This window comes from Streptomyces sp. NPDC001941 (assembly GCF_040296945.1).
Classification (GTDB): Bacteria; Actinomycetota; Actinomycetes; order Streptomycetales; family Streptomycetaceae; genus Streptomyces.
Genome location: NZ_JBEOYE010000063.1, coordinates 26,300 through 46,639, shown reverse-complemented (window position 1 = coordinate 46,639; position 20,340 = coordinate 26,300). Strand labels below are relative to the sequence as shown.

General features: G+C 73.5%; 19 protein-coding genes. 11 read left to right on the top strand and 8 right to left on the bottom strand.

From position 1 onward, the window contains the following. Positions 1-98 precede the first annotated feature (98 nt). The gene (locus ABT160_RS32530) at positions 99-596 is read left to right on the top strand and encodes a MarR family winged helix-turn-helix transcriptional regulator (protein WP_351651526.1); all 498 of its coding nucleotides are present in this window, start codon (positions 99-101) and stop codon (positions 594-596) included. A gap of 47 nt (positions 597-643) precedes the next feature. On the opposite strand, the gene ABT160_RS32525 is transcribed toward ABT160_RS32530, so the two are convergent. Next, positions 644-1,429 carry a hypothetical protein gene (locus ABT160_RS32525; protein WP_351651525.1) on the bottom strand — a complete coding sequence of 262 codons (786 nt, stop codon included), beginning with the start codon at positions 1,427-1,429 and terminating at the stop codon, positions 644-646. 383 nt (positions 1,430-1,812) lie between these two features. Here ABT160_RS32525 and ABT160_RS32520 point away from each other — a divergent pair, with 383 nt between their 5' ends. From ABT160_RS32520 to ABT160_RS32480, 9 genes are all read left to right on the top strand, one after another. Continuing rightward, complete coding sequence (locus ABT160_RS32520) at positions 1,813-4,575, top strand: sensor histidine kinase (protein WP_502984339.1); 2,763 nt, start codon at positions 1,813-1,815, stop codon at positions 4,573-4,575. After that, entirely contained in the window at positions 4,572-5,054 is a 483-nt protein-coding gene (locus ABT160_RS32515) for a roadblock/LC7 domain-containing protein (RefSeq protein ID WP_351651523.1), read from the top strand. The genes ABT160_RS32520 and ABT160_RS32515 overlap by 4 nt, the downstream gene beginning before the upstream one ends. After that, complete coding sequence (locus ABT160_RS32510) at positions 5,051-5,464, top strand: DUF742 domain-containing protein (protein ID WP_351651522.1); 414 nt, start codon at positions 5,051-5,053, stop codon at positions 5,462-5,464. Before ABT160_RS32515 ends, ABT160_RS32510 begins: the two co-directional genes overlap by 4 nt. Further along, entirely contained in the window at positions 5,445-6,131 is a 687-nt protein-coding gene (locus ABT160_RS32505) for a GTP-binding protein (RefSeq protein WP_502984338.1), read from the top strand. Before ABT160_RS32510 ends, ABT160_RS32505 begins: the two co-directional genes overlap by 20 nt. A 122-nt stretch (positions 6,132-6,253) precedes the next feature. Beyond that, positions 6,254-7,486 (top strand): styrene monooxygenase/indole monooxygenase family protein, encoded by a 1,233-nt coding sequence (locus ABT160_RS32500; protein WP_351651521.1) that lies wholly within the window; start codon positions 6,254-6,256, stop codon positions 7,484-7,486. 949 nt (positions 7,487-8,435) lie between these two features. Beyond that, a complete protein-coding gene (locus ABT160_RS32495) occupies positions 8,436-8,960 on the top strand; it encodes a DUF6879 family protein (RefSeq protein ID WP_351651520.1) in 525 nt (174 codons plus the stop codon). Next, positions 8,950-9,258 carry a helix-turn-helix domain-containing protein gene (locus tag ABT160_RS32490; RefSeq protein ID WP_351651519.1) on the top strand — a complete coding sequence of 103 codons (309 nt, stop codon included), beginning with the start codon at positions 8,950-8,952 and terminating at the stop codon, positions 9,256-9,258. Before ABT160_RS32495 ends, ABT160_RS32490 begins: the two co-directional genes overlap by 11 nt. 128 nt (positions 9,259-9,386) lie before the next feature. Further along, positions 9,387-9,593 (top strand): hypothetical protein, encoded by a 207-nt coding sequence (locus ABT160_RS32485; RefSeq protein ID WP_351651536.1) that lies wholly within the window; start codon positions 9,387-9,389, stop codon positions 9,591-9,593. Beyond that, positions 9,577-10,101: a DUF6879 family protein gene (locus ABT160_RS32480; RefSeq protein WP_351651518.1), complete on the top strand. Its 525-nt coding sequence runs from the start codon at positions 9,577-9,579 to the stop codon at positions 10,099-10,101. The genes ABT160_RS32485 and ABT160_RS32480 overlap by 17 nt, the downstream gene beginning before the upstream one ends. 31 nt (positions 10,102-10,132) lie before the next feature. On the opposite strand, the gene ABT160_RS32475 is transcribed toward ABT160_RS32480, so the two are convergent. The 5 genes from ABT160_RS32475 to ABT160_RS32455 all read right to left on the bottom strand — a co-directional run bounded on the left by ABT160_RS32475 (position 10,133) and on the right by ABT160_RS32455 (position 16,154). Continuing rightward, complete coding sequence (locus tag ABT160_RS32475; protein ID WP_351651517.1) at positions 10,133-11,389, bottom strand: C40 family peptidase; 1,257 nt, start codon at positions 11,387-11,389, stop codon at positions 10,133-10,135. A gap of 159 nt (positions 11,390-11,548) precedes the next feature. Beyond that, a complete protein-coding gene (locus ABT160_RS32470; protein ID WP_351651516.1) occupies positions 11,549-14,086 on the bottom strand; it encodes an outer membrane protein assembly factor BamB family protein in 2,538 nt (845 codons plus the stop codon). 43 nt (positions 14,087-14,129) lie between these two features. Further along, complete coding sequence (locus ABT160_RS32465; protein ID WP_351651515.1) at positions 14,130-14,405, bottom strand: DUF8847 domain-containing protein; 276 nt, start codon at positions 14,403-14,405, stop codon at positions 14,130-14,132. Positions 14,406-14,415: 10 nt separating this feature from the next. Continuing rightward, on the bottom strand, positions 14,416-15,141 hold the full coding sequence (locus tag ABT160_RS32460; protein ID WP_351651514.1) for a TetR/AcrR family transcriptional regulator: 726 nt from the start codon (positions 15,139-15,141) through the stop codon (positions 14,416-14,418). A gap of 77 nt (positions 15,142-15,218) precedes the next feature. Then, positions 15,219-16,154 carry an AurF N-oxygenase family protein gene (locus tag ABT160_RS32455; protein WP_351651513.1) on the bottom strand — a complete coding sequence of 312 codons (936 nt, stop codon included), beginning with the start codon at positions 16,152-16,154 and terminating at the stop codon, positions 15,219-15,221. 196 nt (positions 16,155-16,350) lie between these two features. On the opposite strand from ABT160_RS32455, the gene ABT160_RS32450 reads away from it, so the two are divergent. Further along, entirely contained in the window at positions 16,351-17,448 is a 1,098-nt protein-coding gene (locus ABT160_RS32450; protein ID WP_351651512.1) for a ferritin-like domain-containing protein, read from the top strand. 31 nt (positions 17,449-17,479) lie between these two features. Here ABT160_RS32450 and ABT160_RS32445 read toward each other — a convergent pair whose 3' ends face one another. Next, a complete protein-coding gene (locus tag ABT160_RS32445) occupies positions 17,480-18,937 on the bottom strand; it encodes a penicillin-binding transpeptidase domain-containing protein (protein WP_351651511.1) in 1,458 nt (485 codons plus the stop codon). Further along, positions 18,934-20,316, bottom strand: coding sequence for an FtsW/RodA/SpoVE family cell cycle protein (locus tag ABT160_RS32440; protein ID WP_351651510.1), 1,383 nt, complete (start codon positions 20,314-20,316; stop codon positions 18,934-18,936). Before ABT160_RS32440 ends, ABT160_RS32445 begins: the two co-directional genes overlap by 4 nt. Positions 20,317-20,340 lie beyond the last annotated feature (24 nt).

Sequence of the window (20,340 nt, the reverse complement as noted above, 5' to 3'; positions counted from 1 at the left end):
GCCGTTGGTCTACTCCTGCGAAATACTTGCCCAGCTGCGGCGATGGGCGCCGCCGGAAGAAACTTTCAGTCTCGTAAGACGCGGCGAAGGGTGCTGACGTGCACGGAAGCGGTACGGGAAGTGAACCGGGGCCGACCGGCGGACCGTCCGGGCAAACTGGTGTGGACCACGAATTCCTGGCACTGGAGCGGGAGTTGGGGGTCTTCCTGCGACGCGCCCGGGCCTCCTCGGGGGAGATGGCCCGCGAGGTCCACCCCGATCTCGAACCCGCCGCCTACGGCCTGCTGGCCCGGCTGGAGGAGGCGGGCCGCCAGCGCGCCACCGAACTCGCCGGTTACTTCGGCGTCGGCAAGGCGACCATGAGCCGCCAGCTGCGCGCCCTGGAGGACCTCGGCCTGGTCGCCCGCGACCCCGACCCCGCCGACGGCCGCGCCTGGCTCGTCGGGCTGACCGAGGAGGGCCGGGCCCGCTTCATCCGGGTCCGCGACGCCCGCCGCGACACCTACGTGCGCAAGCTGGCCGGCTGGGACCGCGGCGAGGTCGCCGAACTGGCGCGGCTGCTGCACCAGTTGAACGCCCGCGCGGGCGAGCAGTAGGACGGGCCGACGGGGCCCGCCGCCCGGACCGGCGGCCCCATGAGGTCCTACGGCTCCACGAAGACGGCCGTCGCGTCGTCGTGCCGCTTCCAGCGCGGGGCCTGGCCGCGCTCCTCGGCCTCCGCGTCCTCCAGCGCCCGCACCCGCTCCACCAGGCCGCGCGGGCCCTCCTTGCGGAGCACCCCGAAGCAGTCCGCCCAGTCGCCCGCCGCGAACAGCTCCACCCAGCGCGAGGCCCCGTCGGTGAGCGCCGCCAGCGCCCGTACGTCGGCGCGCGGCGTCGTCCCCGTCACCGCGCGGGCCGCCACCGACGGGTCGGCCGCCGCGGTGAAGAAGCCGCCCTCGGCGTTGCGCAGCCGGTCGGTGGCCTCCAGGGAGCGCAGCACCTCGCGCGGGACCCGGTCGAGCCGGTCGTCGAGCACCGCCGTCACCCGGGCGTCGGGGGACTCCAGGAGCAGCGCCGAGTCGGAGAGGACCAGGTGCTCGACCGCCTCCTCGTCCCAGCGCACCAGGACCGCCGTCGCCTGGGGCGTACGGACGTGAGAAAGGTCACAGGTGCCGCGGTGGGCGTCGGCGGTGCGCCGGATTGCCTCGGCGAGGATATCGGCCAGGGTCATGTCACGCCGCGAACCGGACAGTTCGGTCAGCGCCCCGCCGAGCCGGGCGGTGAACCAGGGCACCGAGTGCACGCACCCGTCGTCGCCGCGCGGCGGTGTCACCCCGTCGAGCAGGACGACCGTCCCGCCCCGGCCGGAGGCGGGCAGTGCCACCGCCGCCCAGTCCTCGTTGGGGCGTTCGGGCAGGCCGGGGACCGTCACCAGTTCGCTGTGCATGATCCCCAGTCTGCAGGACTCCTTCACATCGCCCGCAAAGCGGCCGAAATTGGCCTGTACCAAGGGGCGGGGGCGTGGTCGGGGCCCGGAATCGAAGGCTCCGTGGAGCTGCGGGCGGGCATCCTGCCAAAGCCGCGACGGAAGTTCCAGCCCGCGTCCCACGGCGCCCCACGGGCCGCTCACCGGTGAGTTGTTCGCCAACTCCGGAGTGATGTTCACTCGTTCAGGTGGCGGAGCAGCCGATTCGCGCCTCCCTCCCAAATCCGCTGGAATGGTCTGAAGCCGTATCAGGGGCAGGCGGCTGGAGGTGCTTTCGTCAGTGACGTGTGTGACTGCGTGAGTGACCGGTCGTCACCTCTGCCTCCAGGGCGGACGAGTCGAGATTGCGAGCACCGGTGCAGAAGCGCAGTGACACTCCCGGCGACCCTCAGGCTCCGGGGGGCCGCAGCGTGCGGGTCCGCAGCCGGCTCGTCGTGGGCGTCGCCCTCGTCGGGCTGACCGTGGTGGCCGCGGGCGCGCCCGCCGTGCTCGCCGCCTCCGCCGAACTCAACGACGCCCAGAACCTGGTCACGCTCGCCGAGCTCGACCGGCAGGCCGTCTCCCTCGCGCACTCCCTCGCCGACGAGCGCGACACCGTCGTGCGGTACGTGGCCTCCGGCCGTACCGGCAAGGGTCTCGACGCCTCCGCCACCGCGCGCGTGGACCGCCAGGTCGAGGAGGTCCGCGCCGCCGCCCCCGACGCCCTGCGCCGCGAGCTGGCCAAGGTGCCCACCCTGCGCCGCACCGCCCTGACCGGCGAGGGCTCGGCCCTGGAGGCGCACCGCGCGTACTCCGCCGTCATCGTCGCCCTCCAGGCCGTCGCCGCCGACCTCGCCGAGCGCAACCCGGCGGGCGTCGCCGAGTCCGGCCGCGCCCCCGCCGCCCTCGGCATCGCCGTCGAACAGGCCTCCGCCACCCGCGGACTGCTCCTCGCCGCGCTCAGCGCCCGCTCCGGCGACGACGGCGGCCAGGACGGTTCCGGGCAGGAGGGTTCCGGGCAGGACGGGGCTGGGCAGGACGGTTCCGGGCAGAACGGTTCCGGGCAGGACGGCGAGGTCCGCGGGTCCAGCCCCGGCCGGCTCCGCGACGCCGCCACCGCCCTCGCCCAGCAGACCCGGGTGCGCGAGCTCGCCGCCCTCGCCGACTTCGACCAGGCCGCCTCCCCGGCGGCCCGCTCCTCGCTCTCCGGCACGCTCAGCGGGCCCGAGATCAAGACCGCCGAGGGGTACCTGGCCAGGCTCACCGACCAGCCCCGGCTCAGCTCCGGCGAGCGCGACACCGACCCGGCCCGGCTCAACACCGCGCTCTCCGCCCGCATCGAGCAGATGCGCGGCGTCGAGGCCGCCCTCGCCTCCGGCCAGGTCACCCAGGCCGCCAAGCTCCGCGACGACGACGTCACCGGCCTGGAGCTGCGCATCGCCCTGCTCGGCGGCTGCCTGCTCGTGGCCATCGGCGTCTCCACCGCCGTCGCCCGCACCCTCACCCGCCCGCTCGCCGTGCTCCGGCTCGGCGCCGCCCGGCTCGCCGCGGAGCCCGAGGCCGAGGAGCCGGTGCGCTTCACCGGCCGCAACGACGAGTTCGCCCAGGTCGTACGGTCCCTCAACACGCTGCACGGCAAGCTGCGCGACCTGTCGGCCCGGGCCGAGAGCCTCGACGCCGATCGCGACGACCAGGCCGGGGCCCGCGAGGCGCTCGCCGCCGAACTCGCCGAGCAGGCACGGCAGGCGCGCGAACGCACCGGGCAACTGGCCACCGAGGTGGAGCGGCTGCGGCACACCGTCCACCACACCTTCGTCAACCTCTCGCTGCGCACCCTCGGCCTGGTCGAGCGCCAGCTGGGCGTCATCGAGCGGCTGGAGGAGAAGGAGCAGGACCCGGAGCGCCTGGCCACCCTCTTCAAGCTCGACCACCTGGCCACCGTCATGCGCCGCCACAGCGAGAACCTGCTCGTCCTGGCCGGCCACGAGCACGTGCACGGCCACCCCGGGCCCGTACCGCTGGTCGACGTGCTGCGCGCCGCCGTCAGCGAGATCGAGCGGTACGAGCGGGTGGCCATCGAGTCGCTGCCGCCGCACGCCCACGTGGCCGGGTTCGCCGCCGACGACCTGAGCCACCTGATCGCCGAACTCCTGGAGAACGCCACCTCGTTCTCCCCGCCCGACTCCAAGGTCCGCATCTCCGGCTGGCTCCTGGAGGGCGGCGAGGTGATGGTCACGCTGGCCGACGACGGCATAGGGATGGCCGCCGAGCGGCTGGCCGAGCTCAACGCCCGGCTCGCCGACCCCGACCCGGACGACCACGGGGGCGAGGGCCTGGGCATCCGGGTCACCGCCCTGCTCGCCGCGCGCCACGGGGTCCGGGTGCAGCTGAGGGAGCAGCAGCAGGGCGGCGTGGCCGCCGTGCTCGTCCTGCCCAAGGCGCTGCTCCCGGCCGCCCCGCCCACCACGCTGCTGCCGCCGGTCGTCACGGTGCCGGGCGCGCCGCCCGCGCTGAACCTGCCGGGGTCGGTCGCCGAGGCCAACTCCAACGCGCTGCCCGCCCGTACGCGCGGCGAGTCGGAGAGCGAGACCACGCTCCAGTTCCGTTTCCCGGCGCCGTCCGCCGAGGAGCGGCCCGCACCCGCGCCGGAGCCCGAGCCGTCGGCCGTACGGGACGAGCCCGGGTCCGTACGGGACGAGCCCGCGCCCGCACCCGTACCGGAAGAGCCCGCGGGCCACGGACCCGTACGCGACGAACTCGTACGCGATGAACTCGTACGCGACGAATCCGTACGCCACGAACCCGTGGGCGACGAACCCGTACGGGAAGAGGCCGCTTCCGTGGCCGAGCCCGTGCACGAGCGGCCCGCCGAACCCGGGCAGGAGCCGCCGCGCACCACCGACAAGGGGCTGCCCAAGCGCACCCCGAAGAACGTCCGGCCCGCCGCCGCCCCCGTACAGAGGCGCGGGGGCGTCGACGCCGAGGCCCTGCGCCGCAAGCTCGGCGGCTTCCAGCGGGGCGCCGAGGACGGCCGCCGCGTCGCCGAGCGCGAAGCGGGGAACACGCGGTCCGGGGGATCCACCACCACTCAGACGTCGGGGGAGACAGCCGAGGAGGCACGCAGTTGACTGCGACCGGCACATTCGGACTGAGCAGCGAGGCCCGCAACCTCCACTGGCTGCTGGGGAACCTCGTGGAGGAGGTGCCCGGCGTCGTCTCGGTGGCCGTGGTCTCCTCCGACGGGCTGCTCCTGCTGTCCTCGGACCCCGAGCGGCGCGTCGGCCCGGCCGACGGCCGCCCCGACGGGCCGCGCGGCTCCAGCGCCGACCTCGCCACCATCGTCTCGGGCATCGCCAGCCTGACCATCGGCGCCGCCCGGCTGATGGACGGCGGCGAGGTCAAGCAGACCATGGTCGCGATGGAGCAGGGCAGCGTCTTCGTCACGTCCATCAGCGACGGCTCGCTGCTCGGCGTGCACGCCGCCCCCGACTGCGACATGAGCGTCATCGCCTACCACATGGCGCTCTTCGTGGGCCGGGCCGGACACGTTCTGACCCCCGAACTCCGCAGCGAGCTGCGCAAGTCGATGGAGGGGAACGACCGGTGACGTCCGCCACCCACAGGCTCCCGGTGCGCGGCGAGGGCCGCAGGCCCGCCCGGGTCCGTCCGTACTCCCTGACCGGCGGCCGCACCCGGTTCGGCCACGTGCTGCTCGTCGAGACGTTCGTCTCCAGCGCGCCCGCCCTCGAAGCACCGCCCGAGCGGCGCGAGCTGACCGGCGGCGCGCTCGCCTCCCGGGTGATGCCCGAACTGCGCGCCATCGTCGAGCTCTGCCGCCGCATGCGCACCGTCGCCGAGATCTCGGCGCTGCTGCGCATGCCGCTCGGCGTGGTCCGGGTGCTGCTCAGCGACCTGGCCGACCAGGGGAAGATCCGCGTCTACGGGACCGGCCACGGAGAGGGCCGCCCCGACCGCGCACTGCTCGAAAGGGTGCTCAGTGGACTCCGCCGTCTCTGACGTCTCCGACCCCGGCCTCCGCGACCCCCGCGCCGCGGACCCGCTCGGCGCCGCCGTACCGGCCCAGCCCGGGGCCGCCACCCAGGAGGTCCTGCAGCCCTGGGAGCTGGACCACACCCGGGCGCCGGTGGCCACCAAGGTCGTCGTCGCGGGCGGCTTCGGCGTCGGCAAGACGACCTTCGTCGGCGCCGTCTCGGAGATCGCGCCGCTGCGCACCGAGGCGCTGATGACGCAGGCCAGCGAGGACAGCGACGACCTGTCGGGCACGCCCGACAAGCTGACCACCACCGTCGCCATGGACTTCGGTCGGCTCACGCTCGACGACGACCTGGTGCTGTACGTCTTCGGCACGCCCGGCCAGCAGCGGTTCTGGTTCATGTGGGACGACCTGGTGCGCGGGGCGATCGGCGCGGTCGTGATGGCCGACACCCGGCGCCTGGCCGACTGCTTCCCGGCCCTGGACTACTTCGAGAGCTGCGGACTGCCGTACGTCGTCGCGGTCAACCACTTCGAGGGCACCGAGCGCTTCGAGGCCGAGGACGTGCGCGAGGCGCTGTCCGTGGCCCCGGACGTACCGGTGGTGATCATGGACGCGCGCAAGCGGTTCACCGTGGTGGAGACCTTGCTGTCCCTGGTGGGGCACGCGCTGGACGCCACGCCGGAATAGCGGCCGCCCCGGAAGATCGGCGCCCCCCCCCGCACAGCCGGCCAGGCGGGCGCCGGGCCACCCCCACTCCCGGCCACCCCCCACCCCCGTCCCCGCACACCTCACCGAAAGACACCACCGCCATGCGGAAGATACTCATCGTGGGGGCCGGCCAGTCCGGCCTCCAGCTCGCCCTCGGCCTCCAGGCGCGCGGCTACGAGGTCACCCTGATGTCCAACCGCACCGCGGACGAGATCCGGTCCGGCCGGGTCATGTCGACGCAGTGCATGTTCCACACCGCGCTCCAGCACGAGCGCGACCTCGGCATCAACTTCTGGGAGACCCAGGCCCCGCGCATCGAAGGCGTCGGCGTCTCGATCGCCGGGCCCGACTCCTCGCGGCCCATCGACTGGGTGGGGCGGCTGCGCGGGTACGCGCAGTCCGTCGACCAGCGGGTGAAGATGGCGGGCTGGATGGAGACCTTCGCGCAGCGCGGCGGCCAGCTCGTCATCCACGGCGCCGCCGTCTCCGACCTCGACTACTTCGCCCGCGCCTACGACCTGGTGCTCGTGGCCGCGGGCAAGGGCGAGCTGGTGTCGATGTTCGGCCGCGACGCGAGCCGCTCGGTGCACACCGAGCCGCAGCGCGCGCTGGCGGTCGCGTACGTGCACGGCATGGGCCCGCGCCCGGAGCACCCGGAGTTCGACGCGGTGCGGTGCAACGTGGTGCCGGGGGTGGGCGAGCTGTTCGTCATGCCGACGCTCACCACCTCGGGCCGGGCCGACATCCTGTTCTGGGAGGGTGTGCCGGGCGGCCCGCTCGACGCGTTCCGCGGGATCAAGGACCCGGCCGAGCACCTGTCGCTGACCCTGGAACTGATGGAGCGCTTCACGCCCTGGGAGTACGCGCGCGCCACCCGGGTCGAACTCACCGACGCGGGCGGCACCCTGGCGGGCCGCTACGCGCCCACGGTCCGCAACCCGATCGGCCGGCTGCCCGGCGGCGGCGCGGTGCTCGGCGTCGCCGACGTGGTCGTCGCCAACGACCCGATCACGGGCCAGGGCTCCAACTCGGCGGCCAAGTGCGCGGCTTCCTACCTGGACTCGATCGTCGAACGCGGCGACAAGCCGTTCGACGAGGAGTGGATGGGGGCCACGTTCGAGCGCTACTGGGACACAGCACGCCACGTCACCAAGTGGACGACGGCGATGCTGGGCGCCCCGCCGGAGCACGTGCTGAACCTGTTCGGCGCGGCGGGGGAGGTCCCGGCGGTGGCGGACCGCATCGCGAACGGCTTCGACGACCCGTCGGACTTCGAGGGGTTCTTCTACGACCCGGAGAAGGCGGGGGCGTACTTGGCGGGGTTGGGGGACTGAGACGGGCGGGCTCGGGTTCGGGCTCGGGCTGGAGGCTGGGGGGCTTGCGCCGGGCCTGGGTTTGCACTGGGGCCGAGGGCCGAGAGGCTTGCGCGGCCCGGAGCCTGGGCTGGCGGCCGGGTGGTTTGCGGGGGGCCAGGAGGCTTGGGCTTGGCCTGGGCTGAGGGCCGGGTGGTTTGTACTGGGCCCGATGGCCTCACCCGGCGTGCCTCGTGCGGGGTGAGCCTGCGGGGTGGTGAAGGGCTGTGCGGCGGTGCTGCCGCAGTGCGCCTGGGACCGGCCAGGCGTGCCTCGTCCAGGGCTTGTTGGTCAGGTAGTCGCGGGGTGCGGGGGCGGCAGCCCCGCTGGGGGTGCTGGGGGCGAAGCCCCCGCGGGGCGGTGCTCTTCGCGGCCAGTTCTTCGCGTGTGCGTTGTGGGCCTGTGGTCGTGGGGCGGGCCGGATCGAGGGTTGCGGTTCCGCTGGGTGCTCGCGGCCGCGACGGACCGGGCCCGTGTGGCGGCCAAGGCTGGGGCAGGCCCTTTCCCGCCCTTTCCCCAAAACCTCCGGCAGTTGGGGTGGATGCTGCTGTGCCCTCCGCAGGACCGGTGTACCTCGTGTGGGGTGCCGGGGCGAAGCCCCGCTGGTTCGCTGCCCGCACCAGCTGCGCCGTTCCCCCCGCCGCCGGAGGCTTTCGGGAAGTGGCGGGGCGGGGACTGCCTGGCCTCGGGTGGTGGAGCGGCGCCGCGACTGCCGGGACCACGAGTTCTACCCGACTACGCCAATATTGGCGTCGGCGCATGGACGCCCAACTGCCCCGGCTCGTAACGTCCTCGCGACCGGTCCGCAGCAGGCCGGACCGAGGGGCATCATGGCTCGTGAGGAACTGATCCGCCTTACCGGCAGCGGAACCGGCCTCTGACGGACAAGGACTCGTCGAGATCTCCGAGGAGACGTTGAAGGAGGCGCTCCGTGCTCTTGGCTGGTGAGGAGTGGGCCGCGCGCTTCGAGAGCTTCACCCGTGAAGCGTGGCGACTTGAGACCCTGCCGCAGTACCTCATGCCGCAGGAGGCCGAAGAGATCCAGGCTTGGCGCGACGGCGCACGAGTCGACCCCCGCACCGTAGCGAACGAGTACACCGAACGGTTGCGACGGCAGGCGTCGGAGGGACGTGTGCAAGGGCGCGTTCACATCGTCACGCGCCCGCTTTCCGAGTACCTGCGTTTCGAATTCCACCAGTATTACTTCGCCCATGCTCTGGCCGGTGAAGACATCCGCATCATGGACGTGACCGGCAGACCCAATCCGCTGGAAGGCGTCGGGGACTTCTGGATGTTCGACCACTCCGAGGTGGTCCACATGAACTACCACCCCGACGGAAGGCAGATCAGTCGGGAAGTCCATGAGGGTGACGTTGCACCGTTCGTGGAATACCAGCGAATCGCCGTAGCCGGGTCCGTGCCCTTCGAGGAGTACGTGAAGGATCTTGACACTTGAGCCTGAGCGGCTGGGACAGTCCAGATCCGACCTGGCCGAAGCGTTGCGTACGGAGCGCAAGCGAGCCGGTCTCAGCCAGACCGCGCTCGCTCGGCGCTGCAACATGTCGCAAACCAAGATCAGCAACATCGAGAGCCGGAAGCTCACTCCGAACATTGTCGACGTCGAGATCATCCTAGAAGCGCTGCGGACCAGTCGTGAGCTCGCTCAGGAAATACTGGCCATCGTTCGCTCGGCCAATACCGCATGGGAAGACGACTGGTCGTCCCGCAAGCGCGGTCTCGACAAGAAGCAGTAACAACAGAGTTCAGGTTCTTCCTGCCCACCATGGTGACGGGACTGCTCGCCACACCCGAGTACGTCCGGGCCAGCCTTTCCCGCAACAGCGGCGAGGTCCGCAGCGGGCCGGAACGAGGGGGTTTGATCATGGCTCGTGAGGAACTGACCCGCCTTACCGGCAGTGGTACCGGCAACTGCGACAACAAAGACTGCCCCAACGTGTACAGGTCCCCTGACGGCTCCATCGTTGTCCAGGGCGACAGCGACACAACGTTCCAGCCGCCAGCTGGCGAGGCCCTCGTCTGTATTCCCGAGAGCGTTCTGAAGGAGGCCGTTCGTGCTCTTGGATGGTGACGAATGGGGCCGGTACTTCGACTCCTTCACTCACGACGCGTGGCGCTTCGAAGCCCAGCCCACCTACACCATGCCGTCCGAGCAGGAGAACATCGCGCGGTTCCTCCGGGGCGAGCCGAAGCCGGAGGCGCACAATGCCGGCTGGCACCGGGACGTACGCACGTACAAGGCCACCGGGCGCACCATCGGGCGCGTGCGCATCGTGCGGCAGCCGTTGACGGACTACCAGCGCTACCAGTTCGCCTGGGGCATCCCCGGGAACATCGCGGCCGGGGAGGACATCCGCGTCCTCGACGTCACGCACGACGACCACGGCCTTCCGCTCACCGGCCGGGACTGGTGGATGTTCGACGACGCCAGGCTCGTACACCTGAACTTCCGGCCGGACGGGACGCAGATCGACCGCGCGACGTTCGACGGTGACCTGGCCCCGTACCGGGAGTGGAGGCGCGTCGCCGTCGAGCGGTCCGTGTCCTTCGCGGAGTACGTGAAGGACCTTGGCGCCTGAGCAGGAGCGGCGGGGCCCCGGGCGCCACGCCCTACACCGCGTCGAACCCCGCGTCGTCCCCCGGAGCCGTCCTCGGGAGCGTCGGGAGCGCCGGGGCCCGGTAGGACGACAGTGGGCCCGCCGTCGGGTCCGGGCGGACCGCGCCCAGCAGGGGGTTCGCCGCGATCGGGGAGACCTTCACGCGGGAGCCCGGGCGCGGCGCCTGCACCACCATTCCGTCGCCCAGGTACATCGCCACGTGCGTGGCCTTCGGGTAGTAGACGACCAGGTCCCCGGGGCGCAGTGAGCGCAGCGGCACGTGGGGGAGCGTCGCCCACTGCTCCTGGCTGGTGCGCGGGATCGCCCGGCCCGCGCGCTGCCAGGCCCGTGACGTCAGCCCGGAGCAGTCGTACGCCTGCGGGCCCTCGGCCCCCCACACGTACGGCTTGCCGACCTGCTCCAGCGCGTACCGCAGTGCCGCGCCGCCCTCCTGCGACGGGTTGCGGACGCCGTCCAGGACCCCGGAGGAGAGCAGCTGGTCCTGGGCGCGCGCCGTGTCCTTGCGCTCCAGCGCCGCCACCTGCGACAGCTCCTGCGTCGAGAGCGAGGCCAGGAGCTGTTCGACCCGCCGCAGCCGCTGCTGCACGGCGTCCCGGCGCACCCGCTCCTTCGCGGCCAGGTTCTGGGTGCGGTCCAGCGCCTTGCGGGACGTGGACGCCAGCTGGTCCGCCCGCTTCTCGCCGCGCTCCAGGCGGGCCAGCGCGGCCAGCCGCTCCCGGGACTCACGGTCCATCAGGTGCCGCTGGTCCATGGCGCTCTGCGGGTCGTGCGCCAGCAGCACCCGCAGCACCGAGGAGAACTCCGTGCGCCCCTGGTACTGCTCCCGGGCCAGCCGGCCGACCGCCCCCCGGCTGCGCTCCAGCGCCGTGCGGGCCCGGTTCAGCTGCCCGTTGGCCTTGTGCGTCTGTGCCGTCTGCTTCTTCAGCTCCTGGGCCGCCGCGTTGTACGCCTCCGTCGCCTCCTCCGCCTCCTGGAAGAGGGTGCGCAGCGCCGTCAGCATCTCGGGGACCGTGGTGGGCTCGGGGAGCGGCGTTTCCAGGGCCGCCGCCGGGTCCGGTGCGGCAGCCGAGGGGGCCGTCCCCACCGCCGCTGCCGGGTCCGGTAGGGCCGCTGCCGGGTCCGTCCCCGCCGTCGCCCACGGATCTGTTCCCGCCGTCGCCGCCGGGTCCGGTACCGGCTCGGCCGCGGCCGGGACCGCGGCCACCGTCGTCACGGCGACCAGGGCCGCCGTACACACCGTACGCAGCAACCTTCCTGACACTCCATCACCTCCGCCTGGGGCGGGCCGGGCGCGGCCCACGGCGCCGATGATGGGGCGGTCCCGGTACGACCACCTGACGAGTGGTCGGTTCGGCCCAAGGCTTCCACCCGTGCGGGCGGAGCGCTTCCCTCCGCCCGCGCGGCGCCGTCAGCCCAGCGGCAGCGCGTAGTACGCGGCGCCCCGGCCGACCACGGCCGTGGCCTTCGTGGCCAGCACCCGGTACGGCTCCGGGGCCGTCTCCGCCCGCCCCGCGTCCCGTACGCCCGCGTCCTGGAACTTCCACAGCCGCTTGCCGTCGGCCGCGCCGAACGCCGTGACCTGCGTGGTGTCCGCCACGAACAGCGTCGCGCCGCCCGGGGCGAGGGCCAGCGAGGCGGCCGGGGCGCCCGTCGGCGCGGGCGGCGCCTCGGTGGTCCGCTTCCAGCGCAGCGCGCCGCCCGCCGACTCCACGGCGTACAGCGTCTGCCCGCCGTGCAGCGCGTACAGCGCGGGCCCCGCCACCAGCGGGCGCCCGAACGGCGCGGTGGTGCTGCTCGGCTGGCGCCAGGTCTGCGCCGCGGTGGTGGTGGCGAAGGCGTACAGGTCGCCGCCCGCCGCCGCGTACAGCCGCCCCTCGGCGTCCCCGGCCGCCGGCGCGGTGGGGGAGACGGTGCCGAACTGGCGGGTCCACAGGACCTTCCCCGAGCTGCGGTCGAACGCCTGGAACACCCCGCGCCCCTTGGCCGCCGCGACCTGCGCGGGCGCCAGGGTGCCCGCGTCCTGGCGCAGCACCACGTCGGCGGCGCGCACCGCGACCAGCTCGTACGTGCCCCGGGGCACCGCGGCCCGCCACAGCTCCTTGCCCCGCGCGGTGTCGTACGCGATGAGCACGCCCGGGGCCGAGCACCACACGACCGGGCCCGCCTGCCCCGCCACCCCCGTCACGCCCGGGTTCGGCGCCCGGCGCACCACCTTGCCGCCGGCCGGCGAGAGCCAGAGGAACTCCCGCTCGCCCACCACGAACACCGAGCCGTCGCCCGCGGGCAGCGCCGCGTACGCGGACGCCGCGTCCCGCTGTGCCCAGGTCCGGCGGCCCGAGCCGAGGTCCACGCCGGAGGTGCCCGAGGAGTCGGTGAGCACCAGCAGCCGGTCGCCCACCAGGGCCGCCGCGGCGGGCCCGGGGTGCCGGTAGACCCAGGAGGGCGCCGGGGCGAGCCCCGCCACCGGCTTCGGCGCCGGGGCCTTGGGCGCTGCCTTGGGCGCGGGCGCGTCGCCGTCGGGGGCCAGGGCGAAGCCGAGCACCCCGCCGACGAGCAGCGCGACCCCGCCGCCCACGAGCAGTGAACGCCGGTCCAGGGCCGGGGACTTGGTGGCCGGGGCGGGTGCGGGGGAGGGGCCCGGGGGCAGTGCGGGCAGCGCCACCGAGGTGACCGGCGGCGCGGGCCGTCGCGGCTCCTCGGGGGGCAGGACGAGCTGCGTGGTGGTGCGGTCGCCGCCGCTGAGCGCGCTCTTGATCCGGGCCAGCCGGGTGGTGCGGTGGTCGTCGGCCCCGGTGGGCCCCGCGGGCCCGGTGCCGAACTGGGTGGTGGCGCGGTCGGGTCCGGGGGGCGTGATCGTTCCCGTGCTCGCGCCCGCGCCCGCGCCCATGCCCGCGTCCGTGCTCGCGACCACGGGGAGCGGCGCGTCCGAGGGTGCCGCCTCCGCCCTCGCCGCCGGGAGTGCCGCCGGGGGGAGTGCTGCTGCGGCAACAGGCGCCGGGGGAAGCGGAGTTGCCGGGGCATCGGCAACGCCCTGGGGCCCCCGCGCCCCGGGCGCCGCACCGCCACCCGCGACCGCCGCGACCGCCGCCAGCGCCGCCCTCGCCTGCGCCTCCTCCCGGGCCAGCTCCTTCAGCACCGGCTCCGGCAGCCAGCCGTCGCGGGCCAGGGCCGCCGCGCCCTCCAGCGCCAGGTCCGCCGCCGCCGTGCCCGCGGACGGGCGGGCCGCCGGGTCCTTGGACAGGCAGCGGGCCACCAGGGGGCGCAACCCCTTGGGCACGGAGGCGAGTTCGGGCTCGTCGTGGGCGATGGACGCCTCGTCGCCCAGCGGGGCCGTGCCCGTCGCCGCGTGCGCCAGCAGCAGCCCGAGCACGAACAGGTCCGAGGCGGTGCCCGGCCGCTCGCCCGCCACCTGCTCCGGCGTGAGGTAGCCCAGCCGCACCGACAGCTGCCCGTCCGGGCCCGCCTGGGCGGAGGCCGCCGCGCCCAGTGCCCCGAACGCCGTCAACCGCGGTCCGTCGGCGGCCAGTTCCACGGTCTGCGGGGTCAGCCCGTGCAGCACCGCGCCCGTCGCGTGGAGCCGGGAGAGGATCTCGGCGAGGCCGGCGCCCAGTATCCGTACCGCCCGCTCGGGCAGCGGCCCGGCCAGCGCGACGGCCCGGTCCAGCGGCACCGAGGGGGTGTAGGGGTACGCCGTCCACTCCGGGCGCGAGGCGAGCGGGGCCGGCACCCAGCCGCCCGCGAGGCGTTCGGCGGTGCGGGCCTCGGCCTGGAAGCGCCGCCGGAAGGCGGGCAGGGACGCCAGCTCGGGCCGGGGCACGGTGAGCACCGCGGGGTTGCCGCGCGCGTCGCGGGCGAGGTAGCGCACGGCGCTCGCCGTCTCGCGCAGCCGCGCGACGGCCGTGTACGGCCCGATCTCACGCGGGTCTGACTGCTCCAGCGGCCCCATGGGTCCCCCTCGGTATCCCCCGGCACGGTCGTGACCGTCGATCTTATGGGGTCGGCTTCGGCTTGGACCAGGGCCACCGGATCTCGCGCCGCTCCCTGCCGCCGGGCGCGTACTCGTACGTCCAGCCGCGCTGGATGCCCAGGCGCCTGGAGTGTCCGGCCGGGACGCGCTGGTACGCGTACACGGTCGGCGGGCCCCCGTCGGCGGCGGGCACCGGCACCGTGTACCACTTGGGCGGGTGCCCGGTCGGGCCGGTCAGGACGGGCAGCACGCGGCCGTCCAGCGGGCCGCCGCGGAAGGGGGTGTTCTCGCTCCTCATGCGTCCAGTCTCATATGAGGTGGGCGGCCTCGCTCACGAGGGGGATCACCTGGCGGGCCAGCCGGCCCACCGGACCGTCCGGCCGCTCCTGCGCGATCAGCGCCCGCACCGCCCGCGCGGTCTGCTCGTCGGTCGCCGAGGTGGCGGTCAGCAGCGCCGTCAGGTGGTCCACCAGCCAGTCCCGCAGCTCCTCGGCGGGCGGCTGCTTGGCGCCGCCCTCGCTCTCGTCCAGCCAGATCAGCGAGGCGGCCTCGACGGCGGCGATCCAGGTGCGCACCATCATCCGCATCCGGGGTCCCGGCTCGCCGACGCCCAGGTGCACCAGGATCTGCTCGGCGCCCGCCCGGCGCACCTCGTCGACGATGGCGCTGGTGCGGGAGGTCCCGGCGACGCTGCCGCCGCGCAGCAGCGCCGAGAACCCGGCGTCGTGCTCGTCCACGAAGCGCAGGTAGCGGTCGATGACCCGGCCGAGGCGCTCGGTGGGCGCCCCGGCGGCCGGTTCGGCGAAGCAGACCTCCAGCTGGTCGGCCGCCGAGCGCAGCGCGGCCTCGTACAACTGCTGCTTGCCGCCCGGGAAGTAGCGGTACACCAGCGGCCGCGACACCCCGGCGGCCTCGGCGACGTCGTCCAGCGAGACCTCTTCCGGGGCCCGGTGCGCGAAGAGCGTGAGCGCCGCGGCCAGGAGCTGGGCGCGGCGCTCGGCGACGCTGAGCCTGCGGTAGGCGGGAGTGGTCATGCCCGCAGCGTAACCCCGTGCTCACCGGGGCGTACCGGACCGGTGCGGGTCCTCCGGCGGGGGCGCGGGGCGGCGGCTCAGGCGAGCAGGCCCGAGGAGCGCCACAGCCGCCGGCCGGGGCCGCGCAGCACGCCGATGTCGTCGAGGAAGTCGGTCAGCCGCCGGGCGCCGGACTGCATCACCTCGCGCCGGTGGCCGCTCTCCCTGACCTGGGCGACGGCCTCGCGGCGGTCCAGGCCCACGTTCTCGTACACCCTGGGGTTGACGAAGCAGTCGGCGAAGACGCGGGCGGCCTGGCCGCAGCTGATCCGGGTGAACTCCTGCTCCCAGCGCGGCGCGGTGACCATCTGGCGGCGCAGCTCCTCGCGGGCGTAGCGCACGTGGCGGGCCTCCTCCACGACGTGGATGCGGGTCACTCCGCGCACCAGCGTCTGCACCCGCTCGTCGGGGAAGGTGAGCCGCTGCATCCAGTCCAGGACCTCCTCGCCGAGCAGCGTCGCGGCGAAGGAGCCGGGGGTGGTGGAGACGGTCTTCAGGACGCGCGCGAGGTTGTGGTAGACGCGCGGTACGGGGTAGGTGGGCGCCCCGCCCTTCTGGATCATCCGCGCGAACATCATGGAGTGGCGGCACTCGTCGGCGATCTCGGTGAGCGCGTAGCGGACGTGCTGGCTGGTCACGGACTTGTCGTAGACGTGGCGCACCAGCAGCTGCATCAGGATGATCTCGAACCAGATGCCCAGCGAGGCGAGCGAGGCGGCCTCGTGCCGGGCCAGATCCATGCGCTGCTCCTCGGACATCCGCCGCCACAGCGGGGTGTCGTAGAGGGAGACCAGCTCCGGCGGCCAGTACCACTTGCCCTCCTCCTCGGGGGCGTCCCAGTCCAGCTCCTCGTCCGGGTCGAAGGAGTGCTTGGCGGAGGACTCCAGCAGCCGGAGCGCGACCTGCTCGCGGTCGCGGAGGGGGCCGAGGGCGTCACGCAGCGCCGTGAAGTCGGGCTCGGTCAGGGTGGTCATGCGGGGCACCTCGTCAGTGAGTTACCGGCGGTCACTTCTCCTGTCCCTTATGAGACTGCCTGTCAGCAAGGCCGTCAATCCCCCGCGCGCGACTTGTTGACGGGCGTTATACCAACGTGTGAGCCTGCCAATTACCGTCCCCGCATGGGACTTTCGGGGACCCACGTGACGCGCCCGAGGTTTGAAGGAGCCGCCGGTGTCCACGCACGACCTCTACTCGCAGCCGCCCTCCGAGCCCATCTGGCAGGTGCCCGCCACCGGCGCGGCCCGCTTCAACTGGGACTACGACGACGGGCGCGACCGTCTCCTCGCCCTCTACCAGAAGGGCAAGGACAAGCAGTGGGACGGGGCCAAGCGGATCGACTGGGACCTGGAAGTGGACCCGTACGACCCGCTGGGCACGCCCGACGACGTGCTCACCCTCTACGGCACCCGCCACTGGGCGAAGATGACCGAGAAGGACAAGGCCGACCTGCGCAGGCACTACGCCTCCTGGCAGTTCAGCCAGTTCCTGCACGGCGAGCAGGGGGCGATGATCTGCGCCGCCCGGATCGTGGAGTCGGTGCCCGACCTGGACGCCAAGTTCTACTCCGCGACCCAGACCATGGACGAGGCCCGGCACGCCGAGGTCTACGGGCGGTTCCTGCACGAGAAGATCGGGATGCTCTACCCGATCAACGACAACCTCCAGGGCCTGCTCGGCGACACCCTGCGCGACTCCCGCTGGGACATGCCCTACCTGGGCATGCAGGTCCTCATCGAGGGCCTGGCGCTGGCCGCCTTCGGCATGATCCGCGACACCACCGACAAGCCGCTGCCCAAGCAGATCCTGGCGTACGTGATGCAGGACGAGGCCCGGCACGTGGCCTTCGGGCGGATGGCCCTGCGCGACTACTACAAGCAGCTGACCGACGCCGAACTGCGCGAGCGCGAGGAGTTCGTGATCGAGGGCTGCTACCTGATGCGCGACCGGCTGCGCGGCATCGAGGTCCTGGAGAACTTCGGCATCCCGAGGAAGGAGGCGGAGGAGTACTCGGAGCAGTCCGAGTTCCTGCACCTCTTCCGCAAGCTGCTGTTCAGCCGGATCGTGCCGTGCGTCAAGGACATCGGCCTGTGGGGCGAGCGCCTGCAGAAGGCCTACGTCGACATGGGCGTCTTCGACCTCGGCGACTCCAACCTGGACCTGCTGATGACCCAGGACGAGGAGATCGCCGAGCAGCTCGACCGCGACCGCTTCGCGGCCGAGGAGGCGGCCCGGGTCGCCGAGGTCGAGGAAACCATCGCCCAGGCCTGAAGCCCGGGCCTGAGCCCGAGGGCCCCTCCGGTCACCCCCGGAGGGCTGCTTCCATGACCGCGCGGGCGATCGGGGCCGCGTTGCCGCCGCCGCTGACGTCCGCGCGGTTCGCCTCGGCGTCCTCCACCACCACCGCGACCGCGACCGCCGGCAGCGGGGAGCCGTCGGCCTGGGCGTAGGCGATGAACCAGGCGTACGGCGTACCGGCGTTGCCCACGCCGTTCTGCGCGGTCCCGGTCTTGCCGCCGACCGTGGCGCCGTCGATCCGGGCGTTCTTGCCGGTGCCCTCCTCCACCACCTTCACCATCATCTGCTGGAGCTGCTGCGCCGTCGCCGGGTTCATCGCCTGCTGGTAGGAGGTCTGGTGGGCGCTCTCCAGGGTCTCGCCGCCCTTGGTGGTCGTGCGGTCCACCAGGTAGGGGTAGCGCAGGTCGCCGCCGTTGGCGACGGCCGCCGCGACCATCGCCATCTGCAGCGGCGTCGCCGTGGTGTCGAACTGCCCGATGGAGGACATCGCCACCTGGTCGGGGCTCATCCGGGTGTCGAAGTTGGACTTCACCACCCGGGACGGGATGCGCAGCCCGGTGTCGTTCCAGCCGAACCGGCCGACCGCGTCCAGCATGCCGTGCAGCCCCACCCGCACCCCGAGCTTGGCCATCACGGTGTTGCAGGACCACTGGATCGCGTACGCGAGGGAGGCGTTCTCGCAGCCCGTCGCCTCGTTGGGCAGGGTCCGCAGGGTGCCCGGCAGCGGATAGGGGTCCGGGGTGTCGGTGGGCGCCTCCGGGTCGGTGACCACCCCGGCGTCCAGAGCCGCCGCCGCGGTGACGACCTTGAAGGTGGAGCCGGGCGGATAGGTCTGGCGGATCGCCCGGTTGAGCATCGGCTGCGCGTCGGAGGCGTTCAGCCGCCTCCAGGCGTCGGTGACGGACGCGCCGTTGCCGGAGAGCACCCCGGGGTCGTACGAGGGGCTGGAGACCAGGGCCAGCACCTTGCCGGTCGCGGGCTCGATCGCGGCGACCGCGCCCCGCTTGCCCGCCAGGCCCTCGAACGCGGCCTCCTGCATCGAGGAGTTCACCGTGGTGACCGCGTGCCCGCCGGGCCGGCGGGCCCGGCTGAGCTCGGTCCAGAACGGGATCGCGGACAGCAGCGGGCTGGTCCCGGCGAGCACCGCGTCCTCGGCGTCCTCCAGCAGCGTGGTGCCGTACACCTGCGAGGAGAACCCGGTCACCGGCGCGTACAGCGGGCCCCGGGTGTAGGTGCGTTCGTAGCGCAGCTGCTGGCCGGTGTCCTTGGAGCCGGTCACCGCCTTGCCCGACACCAGGACGTCGCCGCGCGGCTGGGCGTAGCGCGCGATCACCCCGCGCCGGTTGGCCGGGTTGTCGTCGAGCGAGGGCGCCTGGACGACCTGCACGCGCGCCGCGTTGACCAGCAGCGCGGCCAGCAGGAGCAGGCAGCAGGCGGCGGCGCGGCGGATGTAGCGGGTCACGGCGCGTCCTTCCGTACCAGGGCGGTCCGCCCGGTCTCCGCGGTGTCGGGCAGCGGGGCGCGGGCGGAGTCGCTCATCCGGATGAGCAGCGCCACGATGATCCAGTTGGTGACGACGGACGAGCCGCCCTGGGCCAGGAAGGGCATCGCCATGCCGGTCAGCGGGATCAGCCCCATCACCCCGCCCGCGATCACGAAGACCTGGAGCGCCAGGATCGACGCCAGGCCGATCGCGAGCAGCCGCCCGAAGGGGTCGCGCAGCGCGAGGCCGGTCCGGAAGCCGCGCTCCACCAGCAGCGCGTACAGCAGGAAGATCGCGGTGAGCCCGGTCAGGCCCAGCTCCTCGCCCGCCGTCGCCAGGATGAAGTCGGACTTGGCGGCGAACCCGATCAGCACCGAGTGGCCGAGTCCGAGGCCGGTGCCGAGCATCCCGCCCGCCGCGAACGCGAACAGCGACTGCACCAGCTGGCTGGGCCCGAGCCCCCGGTCGATGGTGTCGAAGGGGTTCAGCCAGTCCACCACCCGGCCGTGCACGTGCGGCTCCAGCGAGCCGACGGCGAACGCGCCGACCCCGGCGAGCAGCAGGCCCACCGCGATCCAGCCGGTCCGCCCGGTCGCCACGTACAGCATGATCACGAAGAGGCCGAAGAACAGCAGCGAGGTGCCCAGGTCCCGCTCCAGGACCAGCACCCCCACGCTGACCAGCCAGATCGCCACGATCGGGCCGAGCACCCGGCCCGCGGGCAGCTGCAGCCGCCAGATCCGGCGGCCGGTGTGGGCCAGCGCGTTGCGGTTGGCGGCCAGGTAGGCGGCGAAGAAGACGGCGAGCAGGATCTTGGCGAACTCACCGGGCTGGAACGAGAAGCCGCCGAGCCGGATCCAGATCTTCGCGCCGTTCACCGCGGGGAAGAAGATCGGCAGGATCATCAGGCCGAGCGCCGCGGCCACGCAGACGTACGCGTACCGCTGGAGCAGCCGGTGGTCGCGCAGCAGCACCACCGCGGCCGTGAACAGCGCCACCCCGAGCGAGGACCAGATCAGCTGGGTGGAGGCCGCCTGGTCGTCGGGGCTCTCCAGGTCGAGCCGGTAGATGAGCACCAGGCCGAGGCCGTTGAGCAGTACGGCGATGGGCAGCAGCAGCGGGTCGGCGAACGGGGCCCGCAGGCGCACCGCCAGATGGGCCATCAGGGCCAGCAGGCCCAGGCCGGTGCCGTAGCGGCTGGCGTCGTGCGGCACCGCGCCGGTCCTGGCGAGGCCGACCGCCGCGTAGCCGTACACGGAGATCAGGACGGCGCAGACCAGCAGCGACAGCTCGACGCCGCGCCGCCGGGGCAGGCGCACGCCGGGCGGGGGAGCGTCGGCGGGCGGCTTCGTGGTCATGCTGCAACGTAGCAACCGGGGACG